The sequence below is a fragment of the Allobosea sp. ASV33 genome (genome assembly GCF_016428755.1).
Lineage (GTDB): Bacteria > Pseudomonadota > Alphaproteobacteria > Rhizobiales > Beijerinckiaceae > Allobosea.
The window spans coordinates 1-407 of record NZ_JAELTI010000215.1 but is presented as its reverse complement, the minus strand read 5'-3'; the positions used below and the strand labels follow the sequence as shown (position 1 = coordinate 407).

Here is a 407-nt window from a genome sequence, read left to right as displayed (position 1 = left end):
GCGCCCAGCGCTCGATCGTGTAGAACGACAGCGCCGACAGCGTCACCGAGATCGCCAGGCCCAGCGCCACCACCACGGGCCACGAGAAGTCGGCGCGCAGATAGCGCACCACCGGGTAGTGCCAGAGGTAGACGCCATAGGACAGGCGGCCCAGCTTCACCAGCGTGGGGGACGACAGCATGTCGAAGACCAGGCCCGAGCCCTGGCTTGCCGCCACCAGCAGCACCACGGCGGCGCATTCCACCACGGTGATGCCCCAGACCATGGCGTCCTGGTTGTCCCATTGCAGCGCCATCAACAGCGGCACGGCCAGCGGCACCCACATGGCGTGGTGCATGCGCGCCTTCAGTGCAGCGATGAAGTCGGGCCGCTCGATCATCACCGCCGCCAGCAGCGCACCGGCGAAC

The 407-nt window shown here is 68.3% G+C and carries 1 protein-coding gene; it reads right to left on the bottom strand.

Annotated features, from left to right (window positions below; genetic code table 11):
• Positions 1-407, bottom strand: a 407-nt coding sequence (locus JHD80_RS27170; protein ID WP_465246567.1) for an acyltransferase family protein, incomplete at both ends; no start/stop codon positions are given.